Origin of the sequence: Skermanella pratensis, assembly GCF_008843145.1 — a bacterium.
Taxonomy (GTDB): domain Bacteria; phylum Pseudomonadota; class Alphaproteobacteria; order Azospirillales; family Azospirillaceae; genus Skermanella; species Skermanella pratensis.
On sequence record NZ_CP030265.1, the window covers coordinates 2,108,905 to 2,131,355 of the forward strand.

Annotated in this window: 21 protein-coding genes and 1 pseudogene; 6 read left to right on the forward strand and 16 right to left on the reverse strand. The window is 60.0% G+C overall.

Translation table 11 applies throughout. The features are described 5' to 3' along the window. Positions 1–49: 49 nt before the first annotated feature. Together DPR14_RS09490 and DPR14_RS09495 are read right to left on the reverse strand one after the other, a co-directional pair. Positions 50–508: a response regulator gene (locus DPR14_RS09490; protein ID WP_192499379.1), complete on the reverse strand. Its 459-nt coding sequence runs from the start codon at positions 506–508 to the stop codon at positions 50–52. 462 nt (positions 509–970) lie between these two features. Next, positions 971–1,354, reverse strand: a complete 384-nt coding sequence (locus DPR14_RS09495; RefSeq protein ID WP_246149080.1) for a cupin domain-containing protein — start codon at positions 1,352–1,354, stop codon at positions 971–973. Between the two features lie 155 nt (positions 1,355–1,509). Here DPR14_RS09495 and DPR14_RS09500 point away from each other — a divergent pair, with 155 nt between their 5' ends. After that, positions 1,510–1,914, forward strand: coding sequence for a VanZ family protein (locus tag DPR14_RS09500; protein WP_211103955.1), 405 nt, complete (start codon positions 1,510–1,512; stop codon positions 1,912–1,914). Between the two features lie 84 nt (positions 1,915–1,998). Here DPR14_RS09500 and DPR14_RS09505 read toward each other — a convergent pair whose 3' ends face one another. The 4 genes from DPR14_RS09505 to DPR14_RS09520 form a co-directional block, all read right to left on the reverse strand. Next, positions 1,999–3,375, reverse strand: coding sequence for a sensor histidine kinase (locus tag DPR14_RS09505; protein ID WP_158044921.1), 1,377 nt, complete (start codon positions 3,373–3,375; stop codon positions 1,999–2,001). A gap of 98 nt (positions 3,376–3,473) precedes the next feature. Continuing rightward, positions 3,474–3,917 carry a sensor histidine kinase gene (locus DPR14_RS09510; protein ID WP_192499381.1) on the reverse strand — a complete coding sequence of 148 codons (444 nt, stop codon included), beginning with the start codon at positions 3,915–3,917 and terminating at the stop codon, positions 3,474–3,476. Positions 3,918–4,075: 158 nt separating this feature from the next. Continuing rightward, entirely contained in the window at positions 4,076–4,564 is a 489-nt protein-coding gene (locus DPR14_RS09515) for a c-type cytochrome (protein WP_158044923.1), read from the reverse strand. A gap of 607 nt (positions 4,565–5,171) precedes the next feature. Further along, complete coding sequence (locus tag DPR14_RS09520; protein WP_158044924.1) at positions 5,172–5,906, reverse strand: DUF883 family protein; 735 nt, start codon at positions 5,904–5,906, stop codon at positions 5,172–5,174. Positions 5,907–5,934: 28 nt separating this feature from the next. Between DPR14_RS09520 and DPR14_RS09525 the strand changes: the two genes are divergently transcribed. Beyond that, a complete protein-coding gene (locus tag DPR14_RS09525; protein WP_425501038.1) occupies positions 5,935–7,071 on the forward strand; it encodes an IS4 family transposase in 1,137 nt (378 codons plus the stop codon). On the opposite strand, the gene DPR14_RS09530 is transcribed toward DPR14_RS09525, so the two are convergent. The 4 genes from DPR14_RS09530 to DPR14_RS09540 all read right to left on the reverse strand — a co-directional run bounded on the left by DPR14_RS09530 (position 7,036) and on the right by DPR14_RS09540 (position 10,053). Next, positions 7,036–7,290 (reverse strand): hypothetical protein, encoded by a 255-nt coding sequence (locus DPR14_RS09530; RefSeq protein WP_158044925.1) that lies wholly within the window; start codon positions 7,288–7,290, stop codon positions 7,036–7,038. The genes DPR14_RS09525 and DPR14_RS09530 overlap by 36 nt on opposite strands. A gap of 1,199 nt (positions 7,291–8,489) precedes the next feature. Further along, positions 8,490–8,849 (reverse strand): cupin domain-containing protein, encoded by a 360-nt coding sequence (locus DPR14_RS29070; protein ID WP_211103956.1) that lies wholly within the window; start codon positions 8,847–8,849, stop codon positions 8,490–8,492. A 533-nt stretch (positions 8,850–9,382) separates the two neighbouring features. Then, positions 9,383–9,694, reverse strand: coding sequence for a DUF6626 family protein (locus DPR14_RS29075; protein WP_425501023.1), 312 nt, complete (start codon positions 9,692–9,694; stop codon positions 9,383–9,385). Then, positions 9,691–10,053 (reverse strand): hypothetical protein, encoded by a 363-nt coding sequence (locus tag DPR14_RS09540; protein ID WP_158044926.1) that lies wholly within the window; start codon positions 10,051–10,053, stop codon positions 9,691–9,693. Before DPR14_RS09540 ends, DPR14_RS29075 begins: the two co-directional genes overlap by 4 nt. Before the next feature lie 710 nt (positions 10,054–10,763). On the opposite strand from DPR14_RS09540, the gene DPR14_RS09545 reads away from it, so the two are divergent. Both DPR14_RS09545 and DPR14_RS09550 read left to right on the forward strand, forming a co-directional pair. Next, the gene (locus DPR14_RS09545) at positions 10,764–13,133 is read left to right on the forward strand and encodes a hypothetical protein (protein ID WP_158044927.1); all 2,370 of its coding nucleotides are present in this window, start codon (positions 10,764–10,766) and stop codon (positions 13,131–13,133) included. Between the two features lie 425 nt (positions 13,134–13,558). Continuing rightward, positions 13,559–14,083, forward strand: coding sequence for an MgtC/SapB family protein (locus tag DPR14_RS09550; RefSeq protein ID WP_211103957.1), 525 nt, complete (start codon positions 13,559–13,561; stop codon positions 14,081–14,083). Positions 14,084–15,049: 966 nt separating this feature from the next. Here DPR14_RS09550 and DPR14_RS28140 read toward each other — a convergent pair. After that, a complete protein-coding gene (locus tag DPR14_RS28140; RefSeq protein WP_246149086.1) occupies positions 15,050–15,178 on the reverse strand; it encodes a DUF4926 domain-containing protein in 129 nt (42 codons plus the stop codon). 191 nt (positions 15,179–15,369) lie between these two features. Further along, positions 15,370–15,846, reverse strand: coding sequence for a hypothetical protein (locus tag DPR14_RS09555; RefSeq protein ID WP_158044928.1), 477 nt, complete (start codon positions 15,844–15,846; stop codon positions 15,370–15,372). A 1,681-nt stretch (positions 15,847–17,527) separates the two neighbouring features. On the opposite strand from DPR14_RS09555, the gene DPR14_RS09560 reads away from it, so the two are divergent. Continuing rightward, complete coding sequence (locus DPR14_RS09560) at positions 17,528–17,818, forward strand: hypothetical protein (RefSeq protein ID WP_158044929.1); 291 nt, start codon at positions 17,528–17,530, stop codon at positions 17,816–17,818. A gap of 2 nt (positions 17,819–17,820) precedes the next feature. On the opposite strand, the pseudogene DPR14_RS09565 reads toward DPR14_RS09560, so the two are convergent. Both DPR14_RS09565 and DPR14_RS09570 read right to left on the reverse strand, forming a co-directional pair. Further along, positions 17,821–18,374, reverse strand: a pseudogene (locus tag DPR14_RS09565) (GNAT family N-acetyltransferase). Between the two features lie 90 nt (positions 18,375–18,464). Next, positions 18,465–18,905 carry a hypothetical protein gene (locus DPR14_RS09570; RefSeq protein ID WP_158044930.1) on the reverse strand — a complete coding sequence of 147 codons (441 nt, stop codon included), beginning with the start codon at positions 18,903–18,905 and terminating at the stop codon, positions 18,465–18,467. 308 nt (positions 18,906–19,213) lie between these two features. Between DPR14_RS09570 and DPR14_RS27300 the strand changes: the two genes are divergently transcribed. Further along, entirely contained in the window at positions 19,214–19,675 is a 462-nt protein-coding gene (locus tag DPR14_RS27300; protein ID WP_192499382.1) for a PRC-barrel domain-containing protein, read from the forward strand. Positions 19,676–20,807: 1,132 nt separating this feature from the next. On the opposite strand, the gene DPR14_RS29080 is transcribed toward DPR14_RS27300, so the two are convergent. Together DPR14_RS29080 and DPR14_RS09590 are read right to left on the reverse strand one after the other, a co-directional pair. Continuing rightward, positions 20,808–21,542, reverse strand: a complete 735-nt coding sequence (locus DPR14_RS29080; RefSeq protein ID WP_158048069.1) for a recombinase family protein — start codon at positions 21,540–21,542, stop codon at positions 20,808–20,810. Then, complete coding sequence (locus DPR14_RS09590) at positions 21,536–22,165, reverse strand: hypothetical protein (RefSeq protein ID WP_158044933.1); 630 nt, start codon at positions 22,163–22,165, stop codon at positions 21,536–21,538. The genes DPR14_RS29080 and DPR14_RS09590 overlap by 7 nt, the downstream gene beginning before the upstream one ends. Positions 22,166–22,451: the final 286 nt, after the last annotated feature.

Consider the following 22,451-nt stretch of genomic DNA (forward strand, 5'->3'; position numbering starts at 1 on the left):
CGACCTGACCACCGGGAGTATTCCGGGTAGAGTGATCGCCGAGGGCTGATCAGTTCGACTGGCCATCCCGATGTAACGGCGTCGAACAGGCGGCCGACATAGCGGCCGGGAATACTTCAAGCCCGTCGGGGATGTGGTGTGGGATCCGCCCCTGTACAAAGGTATCGAGGGCAGTCAGAGCGGCAGCAAGCCGTGAGCCGCAGATCGGCTTGATCAAGCACCCTATGGCTGCGTGCCGGGCGGTATGGGCTCCTTCAGCGTCGCTCGTCAGAAATACCGAGGCAATGCCGGACAGATAACGTAGCTGCACCGCGGCCTCGATACCACACGACCCACGTGCGAGATGAAGATCAACGAGGGCCAGATCAGCCTCGAGACCATCGTCTGCAAGTTGCAGAACCCGGTTGGTATCAGCGGCAGTGCTGACCACGGTGTGCCCAAGCTCTGTCAGGTACAGCCTCAAGGCCAGGGCGACCAGAGGGTCATCTTCAACGATCAAGATCCGCATCTTGTCACCGCCCCTCAATGGATAAGTTGCAATGATTATCATTATCATCCCAGATTGCAATCATCTTGAAGAGATATGCCGTATTTCTTGGCGGGGATCCCAAAGGGGCTAGATACAGAAACCGCTGATAGTGTGACTACTGAAGTTTTATTCAGATTAGGTCAAAATATAACTGCCAAATGTGGGAATGATAATTCAGCAGAGTATCGGTGCGATCTCAGCATGCGTGTCCTCCATTACCAGTATTACATTTGAGATTGTTCAAACATAACACGCTCTCGTGCTGGAGCCGCTTCAACGAACCTGTCGCTTGGGTATGATGGACGATGTCAGCCGTCAATCGCCAGAATGGCCGTCCTATGACGTCGCTCTTGTCCAGAGCACGGCCGTGGGCGTTGCTCTGCTGTGTTTGCTGCCCCCATCGGGATCAGCCTGCGGTGTGCAACGACCCAGCCAAGACACTCAGGAAGTGGAGGTCCCTAGAACCTCCGTCCCGAACTCGGCGGGAGACGTGATCTCCAGCATCTCCAGGTCATCGGAATGCTCGATCTCGCGGTGCCGGATACCTGCTGGCTGATGGACACACGATCCCCGCCGGAGCAGCACCTCGCCGACGCCCTCGTACTCGAACCGCACCCAGCCCCGCAGGACATAGACCATCTGGAACTCGAGATCATGCCGGTGCCACTCTCCAGGAGATCGCTCCCCCGGCCGAGCCCGGATGACGTGGGCATTGAACCGCCCGGCAGTCGCCTCCCTGATCTCCAGATCGCGGTATTCGAAAAATGCCCTCAAGCCATCATGGGCGAAGTTGCTCTCATCGGCGTGGCTCACGCTGAACTTCATCGCGGTTCTCCTCCTGTTTTCCGCCATGATGCCATGGTGCTGGATCGCTGGACAGTGACTCGGCCGACCGAACCCGAGTGGCGACTAATGCGGCTTGCGGCATGGTGGCCTCCTGCCTTGACGGTTCCTTCACCGTTATCGGGCATGAATGGGGAATGCCCCCACCCGACTCCTCTCTCCGCCGCGTCCCAAAGACCTACCTGATCCGAGTGGCAGCCGCCAGTGCCGCCATCGTCATCACCGCCGCATCTCTGTCGCCTCGGTCGCCCGCCATCGGGACCGGCTTCGGCGACAAACTAGATCATCTGGCCGCCTATTCGGTGCTGAGCCTGCTGGTCGCGTTGGGCTGGTCGGGGCGAGTCGCTCCCGGCATGATCGTCGGATCGGCCGTCGGGTTCGACGGGCTTCTCGAACTGCTTCAGCACGTCTCACCTGGACGGCAGTCCGACTGGGCCGATGTCGCGGTCAACTCGCTCGGGGCGTTGATCGGGTTGGCAGTTGCCGTCCTGGTCCGCAGGGTGGTGATCGCTTTCTCCCGTGCCCCAACGTCGTCCTCCTAGGTTTTTTCCTTTTCGGGATCAGAGAGCCAGCGGACTGAGCCGCCCTACAGCAGTGTCGTTCTGCCTGCTTTTCAGCGGATCGGATCAGGCAGCCTGCCGTTCCAACGACAGGGGCAGCCGCATTGTCACTTGGGTGCCGACCCCCTCTTGGCTGCTGATCTCCAGCGATCCGCGGTGAAGTTCAACCAGCCGCCGGCTGAGGGCCAGTCCCAGACCAGTCCCATCCTTCTGCATGCCGTCCGGCTTCACCGACCGCTCGAAGGGCTGCCCGATCCGCGGCAGGTCGGCGGCGGGGATCCCCTCGCCGGTGTCGGCGACGGAGATCATCACCGTCGGCCCCTCGACCGCGGCTTGGAGCGTGATCGTCCCGCCTGACGGGGTGAACTTGATCGCGTTGGATAGCAGGTTGATCAGCACCTGCTTGATCGCCCGTTCATCGGCAGTAATCCTCGGAAGCTCACCACCACTGTATTCCAGCCTGACGCCGACCTCCTCCGCCCTGAGCCGAAAAGCTCGCTGGCAGGTTCTGATCAGGTCCGGGACCACCATCGGCTCCGGATTGAGCACGTACTTGTCGGCCTCGATCTTCGACAGGTCCAGAATGTCGTTGATCAGGGCCAGCAGATGCTGCCCGCTTTCACGGATATCGCGGATGTACTCCTCGTACTTTGGGCTGCCGAGCGAGCCGAAGATCCGGGACTCGATCATCTCGGCGAAGCCGATGATCACATTCAGGGGCGAGCGAAGCTCATGGCTCATGTGGGCCAGGAACTGCGACTTGGCCAGACTGGCTGCCTCCGCCCGTCCACTGGCCTTCCTGAGAGCCTCCTCGTTCAGCTTCAAGGAGGTGATGTCGGTCCGGATCCCGACCAGTCCACCGTCTCCGGTGTGCCGGTCACTGATGCGGATCCAGCGTCCCGTGGCAAGCCGGCACTCCGCGTCGGGTATGATCTGACCACTACCAACCATTTTCGCCAGTGCGATGTCCGTCGTGGTGCCGTAATCGCACAGGTCAGCGTCTCCGGCACTGGGTCCGACGATGTCCGATACCGGCGTTCCCGGTGTCAGGCGGGAAGCCAGTTGTGAAAAGATCTCCCGGTACCGGCTGTTGCACATCACGAACCGCTGATCGGCATCGAGCAGCACCACACCGTCTGACATGCTCTCGATGGCGTCCGCCAGACGTTGCTCGGTCCGCCTCAGGGAGGCTTCCATCTCGACCCGGCGGGCAAACTCCCTTCGGTAGTCGGCAAGCCGCCGGCGGGAATACCAAGCCAGACCAATGGCTCCGACCACGAGGGCGACCCCAAGAGCCGTAAGGATCCTGTCAACCTGGGGCTGCTCCAGATGATCAAGGTAGTCGTGAAGGCTGCCGATCAGATCGAAACTGGCCGAAACGATGAACGCCAGTACGCAAGCACCGAGGATGACAACACGATCACGCCGTTCCGTCCCAATCAAAGCTCTTGTACTCCAGTGGGTCTGTTGTTCACGACTAATCGACGATCCGGTATCCGGGTCATTGGCGGGCAGAATGCTCGGCGGGCATTAAGATCCGGTTAGGCCCGCACTGGCAACCCTTGCGAAGAGTGTCCGAGTTCCTGACGGGGTTCGGTTCGCTCGCTCTCACGACAAAAGACCAGGGTCACGGTCGTGCCAGCTTCGGCAGTACTTGAGATGGCGAACTCCCCACCGTGCATCTCCATCAGCCGCCAGCACAGAGCCAGTCCAATGCCCATCCCGCCATGGTGGTGGGAGAGATGGGAGTCAGCCTGAGTGAACAAGCTGCCGAGATGCTCGACGATCTCCTCCTGCATCCCACATCCAGTGTCACGGATCCGCAGCCGGATGGCCTCCGCTCCGGCTTCCGCGGCGATCTCGACTCGCCCGCCGGCGGGGGTGAACTTTATGGCGTTGGAGAGAAGGTTCAGCAGAACCTGCCGGATCGCCCGTTCGTCGGCTACGATCTCGGGAAGGGTGGTGGCGGTGTTGACCAGCGTCACTACGCTTCCCCTTCGGCTGCCGCTCCGAAGCTCGTAATTCCATCGCCCACGGTGGCTTCGGTCTACTCCTATCAGTGGCCGAGACCGTCAATTTCCTAAGCCGTCCAGCAAACCCGAGGATCGCTGGCGGGGCAGGCATTAGATCATTCTTCAGATACTTACCCGCCAGTCACCGTCAGATAGGGAGCCGGGGGCTTCTCGCCCGGTCCAACCATCTTCGGAACCGCATTACCGACCGGCGGCAGGGTCTTGAGGTAGACCGCCAATGAATGGGCATCCTCGTCCGTCAGGGCCGAGTAGGACGGCCATGGCATCACTGGGACCAACTGGCGACCATCGGGCCTGACGCCCGTGCGGACGGCCGTGACGATGTCGCCCTCGCTCCACGAGCCGGGGCCGGTTTCGCTATCCGGCGTCAGATTGGGTGGGTAGACAACGCCCACCTGCGGGATACCAAAGCCAATCTTTGAGCCGGCCAGGAGCATGCCCGGCTCCGGCTTTCCCATCATGGCACCGGGGGTATGACATCCGGTACAATCCATAATCTTGGAGAGATATTCTCCCCGCTTGATCATGTCATCGTTGGCGTGGACTGCGGTGGTCAGACAGGTCGCCACTACGAAAACCATCACTCCCTTGAACATCATCCCCAACCTCCCTGTGTTTGCGGCATGATTGTCAATGCTGTCCGCTGGGCGATCAAGATGGGCAATTTGCACAAATCCTGTATCTTTTCGGCTGGGGTCCATTCGAATTGTCGGGATACCGCTACGCGGTGATCAAGACGGGCCGGAAAATTCCACGATACTAGCCTTGGCCGGCGGATGCGAGTTGGTCGCGGACGATCCACATGATGACCGGGATTCCGGTCGGCATATACCGAGGATTAGGTCTATGCGGTCACGGCCGCCGTGGTGGTAAATAGGAGGACGCCAGCGGGGCGTCGTAACCGCCATGGAAACCATCATGAAAATGGCTGCCGGAATGCGATGAACGGCTGTGGGCATACGATGACCTGCTGGCGGAGTAGTGGGCATCAGTCCGGGAAACGCTCTCGATCCCCTGGAGTAGCGGGTCGCACTCGGCTGTCTTCGCCGGCTCCTGGAGCTAACCCTGGACGAAGACTAACCTCGCCTATATGGAGGCTTGAGCGACAGCCCGCCCCCGCCCAGCCGAGAAACTGAGCACTCGGTCTGTCGCGACTCCGGTAAGACGGGGTATGCTGGACCGTATAGGTTCAGGCGTACCGACCGGTCAGTAACCCGACCTGTCATACCCCGCGTTGGCCTCTGCTTGCCTATAATCGCTTTCCAAATCCCTGGAGCGATAGCTCCGCGACGATCCATACTCTCCGAGATCAAGATCCTGATCGCTATTACGGTAGCCATAGGACTGCGATCTGCGGGCTTGACCACCCAGCATGCTGCCGAGCAGCAACCCGACCCCCAGGGCGACCGCAGCGGTGGCCAGCGGATGTTCGCTTATCATCGTAGTAGCGGCATCGACGCCCTGACGGCCCCGGCGGCGAACCCGGTAAGTCGCTCGGCTGGTAATGTCCCGATCCTGATCCGCCGTCCGGGACGCACTTTCCCTAAGGTTGCCGGCGACTTCGGATACCTGCTGTTTCCGCTGCTGCCACTCCGCCGCCGCCCGGCTGCCGGCCTGCTGACCGATTTCCCTGGCGGTTTCGGTCAAGGTGTCGGTTTTGGACGACGTACTGGTTGTTAACGTGCCGGTGGTCCCGCTGTCGGACTGCGAGAACTGCTGGGTCGCCGTCGGAGCCGCCGTGCTGGGTTCGGTGACGCCGCCGATCCCGGTCGATCCCGAACCGGAATAGGTGGCGGCTGAACTCTTGCCGGTATCCGTCACGGTCACCGCTATGCTCGACGGTATCGGGGTGCTGGTCTCAAGGATCCCCTCATTTTCAGGCAGTGCATTCACCTGCGTGATATCGCAGTATTGCTCAACAGAGGCAGCTATGTAGAGCAAGATGATCGACGGATCGAAGCGCGGCTTAATGCAGGTGAAGGATGTTCGGAGCTTCCTCGACAGTGTTCTTGATGAAGATACTCATACCAAGCGGATCGCCTCTCTTGCCAACGCCACCCTTGGGGTAATGACGGGTGCCTCTCTGGGCGTCGCCGTGATCGGCAAGTCTTTGGCTCAGGCACGCGGCCTTCTGCCCAAGCATGCCGTCAAGCAGGTTGACCGGCTGCTGAGCAACCCTGGGATCGAGGCTTGGGATGTTTTTGCCAGCTGGGTTCCGGAAATGGTCGGCCCGCGCACCGACATCGTGGTGGCGATGGACTGGACCGACTTTGACGCCGACGGGCAGGCCACCCTGGCGCTCAAGCTGGTGACCCGCCATGGCCGGACGACGCCGCTGATCTGGCTCAGCGTTCACAAGGACGAACTGAGCGACGCGCGCAACGCCTACGAAGACGCCGCCGTGCGCCGGCTGGCCGAGGTGCTGCCCGACGACGTCAAAGTCACCCTCCTGGCCGACCGCGGCTTCGCCGACACCAAGCTGTTCGGTTTTCTCGCCGACCTGGGCTTCGACTACGTCATCCGGCTGAAAGGCAACACCAGGGTCAGGGCTGCCGACGGAACGATCCGTTCGGCGACCGAGTGGGTCGGCCAAGGCGGCCGGGCGCGCAAGCTGCGCGATGCCGTGGTTACCGAGGCGCAGTGCCCGGTTGGCGCCGTCGTGTGCACCCACGCCAAGGCCATGAAGGAGCCCTGGTGCCTGGCCGCCAGCGACGCTGGCGCGACCGCGCCGCAGATCATCGCGCTGTACTCGAAGCGGTGGCGAGTGGAGCCCAATTTCAGAGATACCAAAGACTTGCGCTTCGGCATGGGCCTCTCGGCGGTCCACATTGCCGACCCGCAACGGCGCGATAGGCTATTGCTGCTCAATGCGTTCGCTGTCGTTCTGCTCACCCTGCTCGGTGCCGCCGGCGAAAGCCTCGGCATGGACCGCCATCTCAAGTCCAACACCGTCAAAACCCGCACTCACTCCCTGTTCCGCCAGGGCTGTATGCTCTACGACCTCATCCCCAACATGCCTGAACACAGGCTGCGCGCCCTCGCCGAACGATACGCCGATCTCCTGGAGCAGTCACGTGTGGTCACCGAAACTTTCGCTATCGTGTAAAATGAGGGGATCCTTGAGGGTGCTGGTATTGGTCGAGCTAGTGCCGGTCGTGCCGGTACTGGTTTCGAGGATATTGTCAGCGGACGGCTGGCTCGTTTCCGTCGTCGCGGCGGATGCGGCATCGGGCTTGTCGCGGGAGTCGATCACCTTGGTGGCCCGTGGTTTGCCACCGGTGGTGTCGGTCGTTCCGCCCGGCGGGATCCCCGTGGTAGGGGCCATGGTCGTCCTCCTGAGGTTCGTTGTAAACGCCACAACAAGAGGTCCTCAGGCGTGTTGGATTCTCATCCCTCCAATGGTACTGACGCACCACCTGATCGACTGGACTGATCCGAAATCGTGGCGATCCGCTTAGGATCCGAGATCCTCCTGGTACACCCATGGGATAAAGCTTGCCTGGAAACTGGAGCGGCTGATGGGTGAACGTTATCATGATTTCCACCCGCAGGCCGAGTGCTCCTTGAACACGTCTCCGGATGGTGGCCGTCCTGATCCTGTTCAAGGACCTGGACGCCGAAGGGATCATCAGTGGAGCGATAATGACGGCGATGCGGTTGCTCAACTACTACTTGCATGAGCGGGGACTGATCGACAAACCTCCCCCCGGCAGGCCGTGGCGGCGATACGCACCAAGTCATCATCGGCGGGGTCCCGATGCGGTGGTTTAGGAAAACCACCCTGCCGGATGCGGAATGCGAGCACCTGCTGCACCAACGAGATGCCATGCTGAAGATACTTAAGGAGACCTGGGTGAGCCCTGATGGGCCGGAGGCGGATCGCCTGAGATGTATGAAAATTCGTCGTGACGCTGCCAGGAAGCTCGATGAGATAAGCAAAAAGCTTCAGGCAGGTTGTGAGCATTATCTGAAGCCCTGACTCGCTTTCCCATGCGGGGATTGCCGGGTGGCCGCCAGAAATGCAGCCAGAACCAGTCGGGCAATTTCAGTTGCCCTCCGTGGTATCTTTGCCCACTCGACGATGCCATACCAGAACGGCCCGCTTGCCGCCCCGCTCCAGGTAATGCCACGTCGGCATCTGGTATGGCCTAGACTCCCACAGTTACGGGATACAGATGACGCTCATGCGGTGTCCCCGGCACGGCGATTTTGTTGCTCGTCACGTCTGCAATACGTCGACGGTCTGCTTGATCTTTGGGGAGAATTCGGAACTTGCGAAGGGAGGTCGTTGGCTTCGGTATGGTGATCGGCGTCGATACCGGACCGGAATCCGGTTCCCGGAATTTACAGCCGGATCTGGATGATCTCCCCAAGGTGATCACCGAGATCCAGCTATGGCCGTATGAGGGTCCTCAATGGAGCGGCGGACCGACGATGTCGATACCGTGTCGGCGGCAAGCCTCGATCAGGGCGTCGGCCTGATCCGGCGTCGGCAGGCCCGACGCGTCGGGGAGCCCTGGGTGTTCAGCCGGCCGGCCGAAGGATCTTACGAAGCCCTCGAAGTCTCCGCCTCGCATGATGGTGAGCCAGCGTGCTCCGTTCGGCGAGTCGACCCGGTAGGTGTGGAGTGCCCTTGGGGGCCAGGAGGGTGTCCCCAGCAATCGCCTGGACATCCGTGTCGGCCACCCGGAAATGAATCTCGCCTTCCAGGACCTGGAAGATCTCGTCCTCATTCCGGTGGATGTGGAGAGGAGGCGAGTCTCCATGAGGTGCCCGGTGCTCAAGCACGGATATCCCGTCACTTCCCTCCACATGGGAGACCTTGACCAGGACCTCGGTGTCCAGGAACCATAGATGCCTTGATCCTTCGCCTGCGACTGACATGATCTCCTCCCGGACGTTGATTTCCTGCAATGGTCACGCCGACCAAATTGCTACGCAACTTGATTGATCGCAAACCGACGTTTGGCTTCGGGGAGTCGGATAGCGGAAATTCGGCATCGTGCCCGAGCCGGCAGAGGCGGTCGGCAGTGAGGTAATCCTGAACGCGTCGGAACAGTCGACCATCATGACCACCGGTTAGGACCTCTACCCACCGGCCAGGGGGAATCACATTTCGACCAGCATACTGCAACCAGCCGGACCGATGTGGACACGCATCCTGCATCGCCGGGCTATAGTCGATGGCTTACTTCCAAAGGGCCGCTCGCCATGTTGGGCGAGGAGACGTTCGCGGGAGCGATGGAATTGGTGCTGGTCCCATGAACGCAATTCGCCTCGGACCACCTCACGGACCGTTCGAAGGAGGGTGTCCGAGCCACCGGCGATGCGGCTGGGGAGTCGCCCCAGAGACGAAACTCGATCAGGCGGTCGAGGTCCGCCAAGCCTCGACCGGTTCACCGCTATGGTTGTGTTGATCAAGGATTGCTTTCGCAGCCACCGGGTTCTGCGGGCCGGAGCCGCCGCCCAATCATGCACCGAATCTCAGTGGCAAGATGTCCTAAATCCTTCTGACTGGCAGCCTCAGGGGCGTCGGCGGGTGACGCTGACATCCGCCGCACCCTGTCGTAGAGCGTGAGCAAAACCTCGAGGCTCGGTTCTCGGGATCGGGATTGGCAGCAGGACACATAGGTTGGCTGCCTTCGAAGCCATTCGCGACTGAATTGCCGCTGGCTCCTAACCAAGCCGGCACGGTGCAGGAATTGGTATATTGCCCGCAAGCTCATCATGCTCCTCGCCGTCCCATTCGAGTGATGAAACCGCGGACATGATCTTCGGAGCCATTCGCGACGACCACATCCAAATCCAGGCAGTGCTGGAAAAATGCTCGAAACCGAACGGCATCTTTTCTATCTCCGACGGCCACTGCGATCCGCCCGTCCGGCAGTTCCTCGACGCAGTGCCGCCCGGTTGCCTTGGTTTCGAGCCAAGCCAACACGCGTTGGCGATGGTCCGGCAGGACCACGAAGGAACAGGAAATGGGAAACCCTGCTTCCATGGTGGCGACCAAGCTTCCCATCCAGCACCCTTGCTGCATTGAGGACGGTTTTGGATTGAGTCTCCATATCGTCTGCACGTCGTTCATCATTCTCTCCCTGTTATGAATGGCTGCTTCGGCAGCCAAGTCTATTTATCTCGGATCGTCATCCTTGCGGCTGCCAGGGCAATCACACGGGTGAGACCGCCGTCAGGCTGGAAAACCCACCGGGTCCAGCCGCACCCTCGAGTTCTTCGCCATCGCGTCGCTGCACCCTCTGTCGTCCTTCCGGTCAGTCGCGACGCTCGGCGACGAGTTGATCAAGTCGGTCACGGAGAGGGTCTGGGGCCGGAATCTAGTATTCGCCTGTTGTTGTGCTCTTGCACACCTGCCGAGATAAATAAGCCATAGAAGGGCGGCAACCCTTTTGGTACTCGGCGGATGAACAGAAACAGAATTTCTAATACCTGCGGAAGTGGTCGACCCGCAGGGTTCAGTAGACCAGTCATCTGCCGATACCGAAGTGTTGCCCGCCTGCTTTGCCGAGCAGGCGGGCGTTTTTCGTTCGGAAGGCATGATGACCAAATTGAATTTCAAGTGCGTGAACGCTCCTTGTGGATCCGGCAAGACCACGGCGGCGATGCATGAGGCCGACGCCATCACCGGTCTGGGCCAGCGGGTCCTGATCGCCCAACCCTCAAGGCAACTCGTTGCCGAAACGGAAAAACGCCTACGGGACTTCAGCCGCAGGCCGGTCCACCGCTTCGACACCGACGCCTGTGGCCTCCGGCCGGGTCAAGGCCGCCCTGGCAGACCACTTGATGCACCACGCCGAGCCCGGCCAGATCGTCCTGACCACCCACACGGCCCTGCTGACCCTGCCGTACTTCCACCGCCGCGAGGACTGGCATGTCATCATCGACGAGATTCCCTCGATCCATGAAGGCTACCAACTCAATTTGGCCGAGGAGCACCGTCTCCTGACGGACCATATCGAGGTCCGGGAGGACGGCAGGTCCAATGCGGTCTACCACTCGGTGTATCCCACCGAAACCGGCCGCCAGCGGCTTCAGGGCTACGTCGACAACCCCCGCCGCGACCATTTCTGGTCCTATCTCACGCCCGTGGCCGAGCGGTTGCTCCATCCGGACTGGCATGTCGTGACAGAGGCGTCCTCGTATTACGGCATTCTGGACCGTGACGGCCTGGAGGGCCGGGACTCGATATTCTGCTATGCCGACCTCAAGCCCGAGGCTCTCGCGGGTTTCGCGTCGGTCACCCTGATGGGGGCGTGGTTCCAGCACTCGCTCCTGTACCGCCTATGGGTCCGGCAGGGTGTCGTGTTCGAGCCCCATACCCGTATCCAGAACCGGCTTCTGTTCCAACAGCATACCAACGGCCGGCGACTCCGGCTCTTGTGGGGCTACGACGACGCCTGGAGCAAGCGGGCGATGAACCGCGAGGTCGAGATGATCGACGGTTCCAGGGCGACGATGTGGGACGCTCTGGTGGCCGGGGTCGAGGCCCGCTTCGCTGCCGAGGGGCGTCCCTTTCTCTACGTTGGCAACAAGGACCGATCCGACGACCTCAGGGCGTCGTTCCAGGACTTCGCGGCGACCGCGATCCCCCACAGCCCCTACGGACACAATCAGTACCAGGATCATCACGCCATAGCTGTCCTTCCGGCCCTGAACCCACCTCCGCATGAGTACGGATACCTGAACCGCTACGGCATCGATGCCCAGGATGTGCGGGCCTGGATCTATCAGCAGTGGTGTTATCAGGCCATGAACCGGACATTACTGCGGAACCATGAGGCTGGGGAACCGGTCACTGTCGTGGTCGCCGACCGGGACACCGCCGACAGGCTGGCCCAGCACTATCCCAGTTGCACGGTTGCTCCCCTGGGAATCCCGCTCAAGGTCGAGCCGGAAACCAGGAAGGGCGGTCGGCCCCGCAAAGTCAAGTCCCTGACTGCGGCGGAGCGGCAGCGACGCCGCCGGGAGCGGATCGACGAAGCGAAGCTGGAGGTCGAAATCCTGAACGGCGGGCTTACCCCGCAGGATGAGCTTCGGCAGCAGATCCTGGCCGGATCGGGTGCCGTCACGAAAACCTCCTTAGATGATTCTAGTAGTATTCGTGACAGCACTCCGTCCCAGGTTCTGGCGACAAGCTCGGTGTCGGGAGCCCGGACCTTCTCGAATCTGCTCGATCTGGTCGGTCGGCACCCTGACCTGAGCCGGATTGAAATCTCGCTCTTCGGCTCGATCTACAGCACCGACCGCGAGACTACGACGGTGGCCGATGCCGAAACCTTCATCGCCCAGTTGAAGGCGTGCCATCGGACCTCGACTGGGGACAAGCACAAGGAAAACGTGCTGGCGAACACCACCGTGTTTGACGAAACCCTGTCGGAGGAGTCCGACCGCGGCCTCGCCAACATCGTCTCGATCTGGGGCCTCTGGCTGGACATCGACGATGGCGAGATGCCCCCCGACGTGATCCCGAAGCTGTTCCCGACTACACGGATGGTCGTCTACAACAGCTATAGCGGCGGCAATTCGTACCGGGTCTTCATCCCGACCAAGCAGAGGATGCATGTGCGGGCTTACCGCGAGGTCGTCCAGCAGATCGTTCAGACGGTCGAGCAGGAGGGCTACTGTTCGAAAAAGCATCCGGTCCCCGGCCGGCCCCGCCACGGCATAGACGCATCGAAGTTCACGCCGTGCTCTTTATTCTACCTGCCGTGCCAAGCCCGGAGGCCCGAGGAGTCGTTCTTCCATGACCACGGCCAGTCCCGCCGCAAGCTCCTGGACGTTGCCCATTGGATCGAGACCTCGATCCTGCTGGAGCCGGAAGCGTTTGTCTTCGAGCCGACCGAAGTCGAGTGGCAGGTCATGCGGACCGAGGCCACCGAAGCGGTCGGCGACCGCCGGGCCGACCTGATCGAACGGTACATCGCCGAATACACTGCTCTCTCGGACGGCATGGGCCGGTACCACGCTTTTTTCCGGCTGACCTGGAAGCTCCACTACATCGTTGGCATTCCACATTATGACCTCGACCGGTGGCTGTGGAAAGCAGATGTCGACGGCAGTCGCACTGACGAACATTACCGTTCAATACACAAAACGCTTCAGTCGGGCCGATATGCCCCGATGTGGCGGTCCCGGTATCAGGAGGCATCATGAGTTTCAGCCAGGGCGGTGCCCGGCGAGGTTGTTCGAGCCGACGATCAAATGGGTGGCGAACCGTCATGTAGTCGTAGCTCAAAGAGCATGTGGCTGCCATGGCAGCCACATGGCCTTTCAGAACCAGGACTAATCATCGTCGTCATCATCATTCTGCTGCTGGGAAATTCCGCCCTGCCGGTCATCATCGTCATCGTCACTGTCGCCGCAGCCGCCCAACAGTAGGGCCACGCCCAGACATATCGCGACAGGTATCCGCATAACATTGCTCATTGCAACAGTCTCCTGTGATCCGGTGAGAGAATAACGGCCGGTGACGGATTAGTTGTCGTTTCGCATCATGGCCCCGCTACCACCTACAGGTCAATTGCTGCCACTTCCTGTTCTCGCGTAAGATTTGTGACGATTTGTTTGCAGGAGGAAAAATGGACGCAGCAATGGGCTTGCTGGAGTGGGTAATGGCCATGGTAGGCCATGGGTGGGATGTAGTGATCCAGCGGGGTCATGCACAGGACTGGCCGCATATCATGGCCAACATCCTCCATATCGGTCTCGCCTATGCCCTCGCGTTTCCCATCGGCTGGGAGCGGGGTAAGAACTACAACATCGCCGGACTCCGGACGTTTCCGATTGTCGCGATGGCAAGCTGCGGCTACGCCCTGGCGGCCAACGACCTGCCGGACTTCAATTCCGACGCGGTCTCCAGGGTGATCCAGGGCCTGATCGCCGGTATCGGGTTTATCGGCGGCGGGGCCATCGTCAAGGAAGCCGGCACAGTCCAGGGCGTCGCCACTGCGGCGTCGATCTGGAACACCGGAGCCATCGGAATTGCGGTAGCCTATGGGAACCTCGACATCGCCATCACCCTGGCGTTGGTCAATTTCCTCACCCTGTGGTGTCTGACGCCAATATCCGAGAAATTCCGGCAGAGCAGTGACAGCCATGATTAGGGGGCAGGACCTGATACTGGTCAGAGCCGGGTCCTTCAACATCTGTCCGGTCGGCCCATGAGCCAGGATGATCGCATCGTGCTTGGAATCGGAAACCATAGTGGCAGCACCAGAGACGATCACGACTCAGTGAAAGGGTGACCGACCTTGACCTGATAGGCGATGCCGCCGGGATAGGCTAGATGGCCTTTCCGATTATTCTAGTTGCGAGCGGCCCTTCATCACAGCTTCGGAGAGGTTAGACTGCGGTCGTTCGGTCATTCGTCCTCATCCTCAAAAAGTTCTGCTGTGCTCAATTGAACTGAAAATCGCCCACTGGGGGTGACGCGAACCCGATAGTCCATTATGGGGTTGCCATCGACGAGGATCTTATCGGCCTGATGGAGGACTTCGTCAGCGACATGACACTGTTCGTTGGCGGGCAGAGCATTGAATAACACCATAAGGGATCGGTAATCTCTAGACATCATTTCGTTTCCTCTTGGTGCTATACCAGATACTACGACTTGAAGATAAATTTAACTTTATCGGCTGCCTCGGAGAGAAAAGGTTGTCAGGACCATGAACTGGGGAGGTCATCTGCACCATCAGTAACGTCCAGGTCGTCACACAACCACGGTTCACGACAGACCACCTCGCGACCGAGTGGGCCTGCGTCGTGGGGCAGGACCTGCTGGAACTGGCGAGCGTCTGCCTCGGTGAAGAAGATGATGCTTGACGCCAGATCGTTCGGCATCCTGGTCACTACGTGCTCAAGCTGGAACCGTTTGGCTTCATCTGCTAGATCATCGACATGATGGGGCCACAACCAGAAAAGCCATTCGCCTGGGTTTATCGCCACGAGGTGTCTCCATGATAATCCGCGAGAGCATGCCAGAGCCCAAAGGCCTGTCAATCACGGTCAAGGTTCAGTTGCTATCGGGAGGAACCCAAATCACGGCTTGGATCTCGCGTGCTAGGACAGTCTCAATTCGTGAGGGGGTCATTGAACTCAACCTCGTATGCTTCGCCCTTGCGGCATGCACTGACTATTGTTCCTTCCTGACCATTGACCATCACGACTGACAGTTCGGGAATGGGCTCGACCCAGGTCATCCGGCAATCTCCTGTTCACCATCGATACGGCTCGGCCTGCCGGGTTCGTCATTCATGACCTATTCATCCCGTGGCGTAGAACACTACTGGGGCGACCATGAGGGGACGACTATGCCAGGGTCATCTCCCGTTTGCCCTCGGCACCGACGAGGCCCCCATGATATCCGAAAAGCACCCCGGCATTCACCTCGTCATAGACCCGGACCTCCTGGCGACCTCCGCCGCCCCCCGGGCATCATCATCGCTGAGGACGAGTTTCGCCTCCAGCAACACCCTCGTAATCCCAAGCCGATGCCGGTCGCTCTCGCGAGTTTCTCGCTGCACCAGTCGCCGAGCGGTACAAGGGAATGGGACGTCCACAAGGCCTCAAGCGAGGGGTGCGATGGCGGCTTCGGGAACAGGCTCCTCTCGAACGCGTACCAGCAGAGGCCGCAGATCCATCGGCCGTGCTGTCCGCCGGGGTGAATGTCGATGTCGAGGACGCCGTCCCAGGGTTCCTCGCCCCGATAGGTCCAGACCGAGATTCCCGATGGTTGCACCGCCCCTCTCAGGCACGGCCAGCCCTCGAAGCTGAACACCACGCCGTCCCGCCGGATTTCCTGCACGACGACCGGCACTGCCAATTCGGTTCGCTCGATCCAGGCCAGGAACCAGTTGATGGTCTTCACGGTCGATCTCCCCTTTCACCATGGTCACTTGTCTCCTCCATGAGGCGGGCGGGCCGGCCAGGGACGCCACTTAAGGGCATGGGGTGTCTTCATCCTCCACCGGGAGCGGTCGGAACCCTCGGACAAATTGTTCCTCATAGCCACAGTTCCACCAGACCGCCTTCTTCGCGAAGGTCAGCAGCCTCTCCCGGTTCAGGCCGACCCACCAAACGACCGCCGCGGCTTGCCGCTTGGCCGCTGCCGGCGACCGGACGTCTGTCGGCAAGGGGTCGTCCAGCAGGGAGACCCTGAAGTCCGGTTCCCGGCCATCTGCCCCGAACCGCCCGAAGTACTCGACGTGTGGTGGGCTGACCTGTGGATGGACGGACCAGATGCGGATGGTACCCTCGACTCCGGTGACCTCGCTGTCGAGCTTGGCCCAGGTTTGGCACGGGTGCGGGTTCCAGGGCCCAATCCTCAAGACCCGCTGATGGAAGCGGCTGACGGCGAAGATTGTGTCGTCCCTCCAAACCGGTATGCGGGACCATAAGGTCTCGTGCCGGCGGTCGAAAAGCTGCTGCCGGACCGGCTTGCGGTATCGGTTGCTGCCGGGGTAGCCCATGATCAGGATCGGTCGGCCGATGGTCTGGGCGGCCCACCCATCGCGATCCCAATGGGGCAGGACACGCCGGACGGTGTAAACCCACCATCGGCGGTGGAACGGTGGTCCAAAGCCTTGGAGACGCCGACCTGGAAGGTAGCGGGAGTAGGAGGTTGCCATGGCTTAGACAGGCTCTGGGACCAAGATGTGGGCGGCCCGGCGGAAGTGGCCCACGACCTTGCCCGGGCGACATAGGTCATGAAGGAGAAGAAGGAGTACATGCGGTTGAACTCATCATTGCCGGCGATCAGGTGACCCATCGGTCCGCCGATGTCCAATTGCCCGATCCATCCCAAGGGCCAACGTCGCATGACAAGCATGGCTGTCAAGGCGACTCCGAAACGCGGCTGTCGCCCTCCGCCCGCTTCCAGGAAGAAAGCGGTTGAGCCATGCTATCGAGATCACCATTGTCGGCATGAGCCTGCAAATCCCGATCTAACCTTCGCCATGCAGCCCCACTCTTGACATCGGCTACACGCCCCGCAGACTTGCCTGTGGGCACCTCGCTCCCATTCCGGGACGGCTAACGAAGGCTCTGGATGCGTAGATGACGGAGAGGTGCGAAGTGCTCGCCGGCATCATCGAGGTGCTCGTCATTAAACGTGCCCAACCTAGGTGAGGCGTACACTTCGCAACTGGTGTTCCTTGGTGATGCCGCCGGAAAGCCATCGGTCCGGATCTCAGGCATACCACTCGATCCGTACGGACCTGCCGAGGGCCGCCCGGACTGTCGCCTCGACCTCCCCGGCGTCTTGGTCCAACAACGCCTCTAAGTGGACTTGGACGACGTCGCCGTGGTCACGGAGCCGAAGCCCGTCCGGGCCGCCGCTTCGGACGAACTCCGCATGGGTCAGGCCATTGGGAAGCTTGAGAAGACGTTCAGGGGTGAGGATGAGGCGACGCATCCGTCAGCGTCGCATAGCCGCAACCGCTGTCAACTTCGGCCTCTAACGTGCTTGCAGTGTTGCCACTGGCGGTCGGTGCTGCCGGTCTAGGGATGCTGTACTATTGTGGATCAATCAATTAAGGAAGGCGTTGGGCGTGAACGTCGAACTGCGGTGGGCAAGCTTCCTCATGGGTATCGCCTGGGATACGGAAAGCGATGCGGACTTCTCGATCTACTTGGGGCCTTTATCCCTGACTTGGCTGGTCGAACACGGACTACCGGCCGGTCGCAGTCAAGATTGGTACATCGGGCAAGTATCTGGATGGAACGCCTACCTATGCATCGACACCAACATTTGGGTTGGCGGCATGTCTTGGAGTCCTTGCGACGCCGGTGTTTACGCTGGTCCATTCAGCGTTCAGTTCGAACAACACGGTCGCGGTTAGCCTCACCATTGATGGCTGAGGGGAAATGCTTGCCTAAACATACTAGCCTCATACACTTTGCATGGTTCCCCGAAGTAGTCACTGTCGCCAATGCACGTCATGCCGATCTTCTCGGCCACGCGGAAGGATTGCTTGTTTTTCGGATGAATAGTCGCAACCACCCGCTTGAGGCCAAGGGATTGCAATGCGTGGTGCAGAACGGCCGCCGCAGCTTCGGGGCATAGCCATGACCCCAGGCCGATCTTACCAGCCGCCAGCCGATCTCCACGTCCGAGACAGGGTCGTCCTTGTCGAGAGGCATGAGTAACACCCAGCCGAGGAACTGCTCCGGCGAGACCTTGGGGAACACCGACCAGTACCCGAGGCCCGGTGGATAGGTCTTGGCGATGCGGTCAGTCAGGACGATCCCGTGCTCCTCCATGCTCGCCGGGAGCCCGCCGACAAACCTCATGACATCGAGATCGCCGTCCATCGCCAAACAGTCTGCATAGTTCCCCATTGTTCTTGGGCGAAGGAGTAGCCGGTCGGTTTCGAAATTTGGCAGCATGATCCGCATACACTAGAAAGGCGACATCTATGATCATACATTGAAAGCCTCTGAGCATGGCACCAGGAGCAAGATAGCCCAGGCCGCCACCTGCTCGGTTTATGAGAACACGCTGTCTGGCCGGCCTTTCGTCCCCTGGCCCGGCACGAGACTCGCCACGAACGCTGCGATCCCATCAGCATCCTGGAGGTCATGGTCCAACGGTTCCTCAAGGACCTCGACCGGGTAGTCCTCCGGGTTGGTGCCGATGTCCACGACAGCGATGATGGCCCTGACCCTGGGGTCGATGTCCTGGTCGCACATACGAGCCGCGAGCAGTACGCCGATGATGACCTCCAGGGCAGACGGCCTTCCTGCCCGTCCGAGCAACCGCTGGAGAAGCCGCCGGCCGTCCATTTCCTGATCCCGATATAAGCCCGGAGCCATCAGCTTGCGGCAGATCCCCAGGAGGGTGCGGTGTCGTACCGGGGCCAATTCCGGCATAATGCCTTCAGGCTTTATCAGAACGACTCCCACATGGATCACAGGGTTTCTCTTCATGACGGCGGCGAAGCCCTCAGATGGGGTGCACGGCATCTCGCAGTGAACGCATGAAGTCCGCCGCCTGTGCCCACCGGTATTGGAAGCTCGTCCCTCCAATGATACTGACGCGTCACCTGATCGACTGTACCGACGCGGAATCGTGGCGATCCGCTTGGGGGCTCATGAACAGCCCCGCACCTGCTCAACCGCAATGTGAGTTACCGGCCAAGTTTCTTTGTGATTGTTCGACATCGGTGTCAGGGAATGCCTTTGGGGGCCGCCCTGTTGATATCCACAGGGTATTTTCCCGGATAGGAGGTAAGCAGATGCTGAAATCCGTGTTGATGGCTGGTGTTGCTCTCGCGGTGCTGGGAGGAACCCCGGTCCTGGCCCAGTCCACCACGAGCACCACAACGACGACCACGACCCAGACCGGCGGGGCCGGCATCATGACGATGACGGTTGACGATCTTGAGGACATGACGGTCTACGGGGCGGACGGTCAGGAAATCGGCGAGATCGAGGAGGTGGTTCGCCAGAGCGGCGGCAGTACAGCGACGGCCGGCGGCAACCTGTTCGCCGTCGTGCAGGCCGGCGGCAACTGGTTCGGCCTCGGATCGGAACAGGTATTGGTACCGGTCAACGAGTTCTCCATGCAGGGCGACCGTCTGACCCTGCCGATGAACGAACAGCAGGCCACGGCACTCCAGAAGTACCAGGAGGATAACAACCAGTTCGCGGAGGTCGAAGACGATCAGACCCTGACCGAGGCCCAGGGATCACAGTGATCCACGTCGCCGGACACGGCCGGGCCGCAAGGTCCGGCCATTCGGACTGGCCGCATAGTACCGGTGTCAGCCGTCCCTCGGGTAAATAGCTGAGGCACAATATTGTAATGGAGGACCAAGATGAGGATGAACGAAATCACAGCCGAAGTGCCCCAGCAAACATGCACTCGCTTTCCCTATCGGTTAGATCTTCACGTCGATCATGCCGGAATCGATAATTTCCGCCGGCTGACACGAGGGTGCGATCAAATCCAGATCCTTGGCCTGAACGAGGTCGCCGAGGATCACGTTCATGTCGTTATCGGCTGCATTGATGAGACCATGCGGGACCGCCTGCGGGACGCATGGTGACATCTGCTGTTCTCTTCCGATTGTCGGCTTGGCGGCGTTTCTGCTGACCTGATAGCGGAGGGGTCCGCCGAGGGCGGCGAGAGGCTGGCTGTGACCAACGCTGGCACTCTTCTTTACCGGCCGTTGTTCAAGGCGATCCGGATTTCCTCAACGGAGCCACAACGTGAGATGGCCGCTGTGATCTCGCGGAACTTGTCGTCGAGAGTGTAGGCATCCAGATTGCCGGCGTCAGGGATCAGGGCGAGCAGGTGGCGATGGACCCACAATCCTGCCTGCAAGCCGTCCCATCGTTTCTGTTGGCACATCCTTGTGAGCAGGGCTTCCTCTGGCAGCCGTGAGGCTTCTGAGACAGGTACTGGACGAAGACCGACTAGTACTGAACGGAGAGCCTCATGGCGGCCGGGATGGTCTATCGAGTATGTCACGTGGGGCATGTTCCGCCGCACGATAGCGGTGTTCTGGGCGGCTATTAGGTCTCGGTGTTCGTTGGTTTTCTTGGTTTGATGCATGTTCATCTCTGCGGTGAAGAGGGCGACTACGACAAGCTCGGTTTATTTACCGGTTTTCTATCGTGGCCCGACAACAGATAGGCAGATGCCCCAACTTCCCTGGAGCAATAACGAAGACAATGGAACTCGCAATGATCATCTCGTCCACTGGAAATTCTGCAACAGCCAGTCGCGGTGGCACGAGCAGTGGTTGCGTTCCTCTTTAATCTCGGCCCTAAAAGCGTAGCTCGATATCAACTTGGGCCTGTGATACCAATTGCGTCAAACCTGCATTATTTCTTCACAGGAGTTAGCCCGTGGCGAATCAGAAGCTTCTTGACGGTGACATGGCTTGCCTTGACGCCGTGAGCCTTAAGATCGTCAGCCATAGTTCGAAGAGAACGACCCTTGGAAATGCCCTCGGCGAGGATGCGGTGGGTTTCAAGGAATACATTAGTGTCGAGGAGAACCACAATTCGCCCTTGCGGGTCGCGTTCGAGGCGGGTCCCGGCTGGGGCTGCACCACCCCCGTGACGACCTTCAGCCAGAGCTCGCCGCTTTCCCTCAGTAACACGTTCGCGAAGACGCTCACGTTCCATTTCAGCGAAACCGGCAGCCATGATAAGGAAAATTCGGCCTGTATCATTGCCGGTCACCTCACCGCCCAGGTCTACCAAGTGTAGGCTGATCCCGATATCACGGAACCGCTCTACCACCTGAGCGGCATCCTGACCCGAACAAAACATCCGCCCGAGCCGCAGAGCAACAACCGTATCTCCCGACCTTAGGTTAGCCATCATCAGGCCACCCTCAGGCCGTTCCGCTAGCGGTAGATGACCACCAGAGATGTCCACAAACAATCGATCAAGCGTACCAAGGCCAATGGCAGCCACGTGGGCGGAAATCTGCTCCCGCTGAGTTCGTATTTTGCCGCTGTCTTCCTGCTCAGCGGTTGGGAGGCGAACATACCCAAATACTCGCCCCCGCTCATTGGATAGATTCGCTGTGGTCTTACAAGCAGCTATGATTTTCGCTCCGCCAGTTTCCGGGAGAAATTGCGGGCTTGAACAGCGAGTTGCCTACTTAGGGTCTCAGCAGCTTTCCGCCCGCCAGTCTCCAACCAACCTTTCACCCAAGTATCCTCAGATTTGGCCGGGTAAAATTTCACACAATCAGGCTCTGCCTCGTAGTTGTAGGCGATGATGGTCTGCACTCCTTCTGGAAGCGAGCCAAGAGTCGCGAGAGCCATAAGATTTGCCCATGCAGAGGTATGCCCCTCCTCGGGACTTAAGTCCCGCCTGTCGAGGATCGTTGCAAATACTCCTCGAATGGTCGCCATAATATCCTCGATGCACTTCTTGTCCTGAACAGCCTGTTGAGTCACCTCAAAATATTCTCGCGGTATTGTCCAATAATGCTGGACTATATCATCCTTGAGCGTGTGGTAAATCACTATCATGTCAATATCTCTGCCGGTCGATAAAGCGGGATCGGACGGTTTGATGCCGTCACGCCTGCGTTTATGGGCTGTCCTGCTCAAGGGACGGGGGTGTTGTTGCATGGTGATTTCCGGCTCTTTGCTGCGATGACAGGAGTCATGCCTGAAGCTCTGGCGTTTGTAAAGCCTGTTAATCGCCTTTACAGTTGGCATGTCGTCCGGATGGTACGAATTTTCGATGTTCTGACGGTGGAGTTGGGGGCCATTCAGTTCTCTTGGCTGTCGCCAGTTTAAGCCCGGCCGATGCTCTCATGACCATGCCCTGGCGGCGCAAAGCGCCGCCAGGGCATGGTCATAGATTCCAGCGGCGATCCTACCCTCTCCCCCACGCTCCCGCCCGTCCCAGTAGCCTCTACCCGTGCGACACCGGCGGTGGCAGTCCCACACGGGTGGGCTTGACGGCTGTGGCACCTGTGTTCCACTGGCTTAAGCAGCCATG

What these genes read in the sequence shown, in the direction of transcription:
- DPR14_RS09490 (WP_192499379.1), bottom strand. Translation starts at nt 508, where the DNA reads ATGCGGATCTTGATCGTTGAAGATGACCCTCTGGTCGCCCTGGCCTTG.
- DPR14_RS09495 (WP_246149080.1), bottom strand. Translation starts at nt 1,354, where the DNA reads ATGAAGTTCAGCGTGAGCCACGCCGATGAGAGCAACTTCGCCCATGAT.
- DPR14_RS09500 (WP_211103955.1), top strand. Translation starts at nt 1,510, where the DNA reads ATGCCCCCACCCGACTCCTCTCTCCGCCGCGTCCCAAAGACCTACCTG.
- DPR14_RS09515 (WP_158044923.1), bottom strand. Translation starts at nt 4,564, where the DNA reads ATGATGTTCAAGGGAGTGATGGTTTTCGTAGTGGCGACCTGTCTGACC.
- DPR14_RS09525 (WP_425501038.1), top strand. Translation starts at nt 5,935, where the DNA reads ATGCAGGTGAAGGATGTTCGGAGCTTCCTCGACAGTGTTCTTGATGAA.
- DPR14_RS09530 (WP_158044925.1), bottom strand. Translation starts at nt 7,290, where the DNA reads ATGGCCCCTACCACGGGGATCCCGCCGGGCGGAACGACCGACACCACC.
- DPR14_RS29070 (WP_211103956.1), bottom strand. Translation starts at nt 8,849, where the DNA reads ATGTCAGTCGCAGGCGAAGGATCAAGGCATCTATGGTTCCTGGACACC.
- DPR14_RS29075 (WP_425501023.1), bottom strand. Translation starts at nt 9,694, where the DNA reads ATGATGAGCTTGCGGGCAATATACCAATTCCTGCACCGTGCCGGCTTG.
- DPR14_RS09540 (WP_158044926.1), bottom strand. Translation starts at nt 10,053, where the DNA reads ATGATGAACGACGTGCAGACGATATGGAGACTCAATCCAAAACCGTCC.
- DPR14_RS09545 (WP_158044927.1), top strand. Translation starts at nt 10,764, where the DNA reads ATGCACCACGCCGAGCCCGGCCAGATCGTCCTGACCACCCACACGGCC.
- DPR14_RS09550 (WP_211103957.1), top strand. Translation starts at nt 13,559, where the DNA reads ATGGACGCAGCAATGGGCTTGCTGGAGTGGGTAATGGCCATGGTAGGC.
- DPR14_RS28140 (WP_246149086.1), bottom strand. Translation starts at nt 15,178, where the DNA reads ATGACCTGGGTCGAGCCCATTCCCGAACTGTCAGTCGTGATGGTCAAT.
- DPR14_RS09570 (WP_158044930.1), bottom strand. Translation starts at nt 18,905, where the DNA reads ATGAAGAGAAACCCTGTGATCCATGTGGGAGTCGTTCTGATAAAGCCT.
- DPR14_RS27300 (WP_192499382.1), top strand. Translation starts at nt 19,214, where the DNA reads ATGCTGAAATCCGTGTTGATGGCTGGTGTTGCTCTCGCGGTGCTGGGA.
- DPR14_RS09590 (WP_158044933.1), bottom strand. Translation starts at nt 22,165, where the DNA reads ATGCCAACTGTAAAGGCGATTAACAGGCTTTACAAACGCCAGAGCTTC.